Origin of the sequence: Paraburkholderia sp. EG286B (genome assembly GCF_040965655.1) — a bacterium.
In the GTDB taxonomy this organism is placed as follows: Bacteria; Pseudomonadota; Gammaproteobacteria; order Burkholderiales; family Burkholderiaceae; genus Paraburkholderia.
The window spans coordinates 1-2662 of record NZ_JBFRCF010000089.1 but is presented as its reverse complement, the minus strand read 5'-3'; the positions used below and the strand labels follow the sequence as shown (position 1 = coordinate 2662).

Annotated in this window: 3 protein-coding genes; 2 read left to right on the top strand and 1 reads right to left on the bottom strand. The window is 61.4% G+C overall.

What is annotated here, in order from left to right; genetic code table 11:
• Positions 1 to 186 (bottom strand): hypothetical protein (locus tag AB4Y42_RS43705; RefSeq protein WP_368697816.1); only part of this gene is annotated, 186 nt, incomplete at its 3' end.
• 115 nt (positions 187 to 301) lie between these two features.
• Here AB4Y42_RS43705 and istA point away from each other — a divergent pair.
• The gene (istA, locus tag AB4Y42_RS43700) at positions 302 to 1855 is read left to right on the top strand and encodes an IS21 family transposase (RefSeq protein WP_368697815.1); all 1554 of its coding nucleotides are present in this window, start codon (positions 302 to 304) and stop codon (positions 1853 to 1855) included.
• A gap of 15 nt (positions 1856 to 1870) precedes the next feature.
• The gene (gene istB / locus AB4Y42_RS43695; protein WP_254358614.1) at positions 1871 to 2620 is read left to right on the top strand and encodes an IS21-like element helper ATPase IstB; all 750 of its coding nucleotides are present in this window, start codon (positions 1871 to 1873) and stop codon (positions 2618 to 2620) included.
• Positions 2621 to 2662 lie beyond the last annotated feature (42 nt).

Here is a 2662-nt window from a genome sequence, read left to right as displayed (position 1 = left end):
TGCGTATTTCGGCGAAGCCGAACACGGATTTCGGTTGAAGTCGAACAGGGTTTCCGGAGGAAGGTGAACAGCCGTTTCGCTTGAAGTCGAACGGTTTCGGGGAATTCCGGAATCGGTGTTCGGCGCTCCGAAACGCGTGTTCATCTTCCCGAAATCGGTGTTCAGCCCGCCGAAACGGCTGTTCACTCCGCCGAAATGCGTGTTCGGTGGACCGAAACGAAAGGCGCGGTTTCGGTTGGCGGTACTGCGGATGGCTCAATCGGCCGGCGGTTAAGGTGGCTCCTTTTGGGAGAAACCGACGATGCCGGCTCACCGGACGACCATGCGCAAAATAAAAGATGTGCTTCGCCTGAAATGGACCTGTAATCTGTCTCACCGGCAGGTGAGCGGCGCGCTCGGCGTCGGGCTCGGTACCATTACCCAATATTTGCAGCTCGCCGCTTCGGCCGGCCTGGACTGGGCGAAGATCGAGCCGCTGTCTGAAGCAGAGCTGGAGCAGTTGCTCGTCAACGGTGCTGTTCCGACGACGGCCGCAGGCAAGCGCATAGAGCCAGACTGCGCCTGGATCCATCGGGAATTGCGCCGCAAAGGCGTGACGTTGCAGTTGCTGTGGGAAGAGTACGTCGCCGCGAATCCCGGCCAGCGGACCTTGCGCTACACGCAGTTCTGCCAGCGATACAAGGACTGGGCCCAGACGTTGAAGCGGTCGATGCCCCAGCAACATTACGCCGGCGAGAAGTTGTTCGCCGACTACGCCGGTCAAACGGTGCCGATTCTCGATCGCCCCGGCGGCATTGCGTTCAAGGCACACATCTTCGTCGCAGTGCTCGGCGCATCGAATTACACGTATGCGTGCGCCACGCGTTCGGAAGCGACGCCCGACTGGATCGGCGGCCTCATTGACGCGATGGAGTTCTATGGCGGCGTGCCAAGGTTGCTTGTGCCCGACAACCCGAAGGCACTGATCTCGAACGCCGACCGCTACGAACCCACGCTCGGCCTGACCACGCAAGACTTCGTGAGCCATTACGATACCGCGATGCTGCCCGCGCGCCCACGCAAGCCGAAGGATAAGGCGAAGGTCGAGGTCGGCGTACAGATCGTCGAACGCTGGATTCTCGCGCGCCTGCGGAATCACCGGTTCTACAGTCTGGCCGAATTGAACAAGGCGATCGCCGGGTTGATCAACGATCTGAATACGCGGCCGTTCAAGAAGCTCGAGGGCACTCGACGCGAGTGGTTCGAGCGACTCGACAAACCAGCGCTGCGTCCGCTGCCGACGCGTCGCTATGAAATCGCCACCTTCCAGAAATGCCGCGTCAACATTGACTCGCACATCGAGGTCGACGGTCACTACTACAGCGCGCCTCACAGCCTTGTGCGTCAGGAAGTCCACGCGCGCGTGACGCGTTACGGTGTGGAAGTCCTGCACGGCGGCAAACGCGTCGCCGCCCACGCTCGCAGTCGCCTCAAGGGCAAGTACACCACCGTGGCCGAGCACATGCCTGCGGCGTACCGCGCCCACCTGGAATGGACGCCGAGCCGGTTGCTGAACTGGGGCGCATCGATCGGCGTCAGCGCCGAGGCGATCGTCAGGCATTTGCTGACGAACCGTCCGCACCCGGAAATGGGATACCGCGCGTGCCTGGGTCTGCTGTCGCTCTCGCGCAAATACGGCAAGGAGCGACTGGAAGCGGCGTGCCAGCGAGCACTCGTGATTGGCGCGCCGACCCAGCGGTCCGTCCGAACCATCCTGCAAACCGGCTCCGACAAGCAGCCGCTGCCACAAAGCGGGGCCATCGAATGGCAGTCGCCCCCGCACGAGAATGTGCGAGGACCCAAGTATTACCACTGACCTTAGGAGGTCACGATGTTGATGCAGCAAACCCTCTCCCAGCTCAAGGCCCTCAAGCTGGACGGTATGGCTCGCGCGTTCGAGGAACAGGCAGCGCTGACGGCCAGCACGAGCCTGTCGTTCGATGAACGCTTCGGCATGGTCGTGGATCGTGAAATCGCCTGGCGCGATACGCGGCGGCTTGAGCGATTGCTCAAGTCTGCGAAGCTCAAGAATCCCCAGGCCTGCGTCGAGGACATCGAATACCGGCAGAGCCGTGGCCTCGACAAGAGTGTCGTCGCCACGCTCGCCAGCTGTGACTGGATCCGCAATGCACAGAACCTCATCCTGACGGGGCCAACTGGCGCCGGAAAAACATGGGTTGCCTGCGCCTTCGGCCAGCAGGCTTGCCGACAAGGCTTCTCCGTGCTGTACGTACGCGTCGCCCGACTGTTCGAGGAATTGAAGATCGCCCACGGCGATGGCAGCTTCACACGTCGGCTTGCGCAGCTCGCAAAGATGGACGTCTTGTTGCTCGATGACTGGGGACTGCAGGACGTTGACCAGGGCGCGCGCAACGATCTGCTCGAAGTGCTCGACGATCGCGTCGGCACGCGATCCACGATCATCACAAGCCAACTGCCCCTTGAACACTGGCACGCATGGCTGCAAGACCCCACGCTCGCCGACGCAATCCTCGACCGCCTCGTCCATCAAGCTCACAAGCTTGCATTGAAGGGCGATTCGATGCGAAAGAAGAACGCGCCTGATCAAAAAGTAGCCTGATCTCGAACACTCGCAGTACAATCTAAGCACTACGCAGCACCT

What these genes read in the sequence shown, in the direction of transcription:
- istA (WP_368697815.1), top strand. Translation starts at nt 302, where the DNA reads ATGCCGGCTCACCGGACGACCATGCGCAAAATAAAAGATGTGCTTCGC.
- istB (WP_254358614.1), top strand. Translation starts at nt 1,871, where the DNA reads ATGTTGATGCAGCAAACCCTCTCCCAGCTCAAGGCCCTCAAGCTGGAC.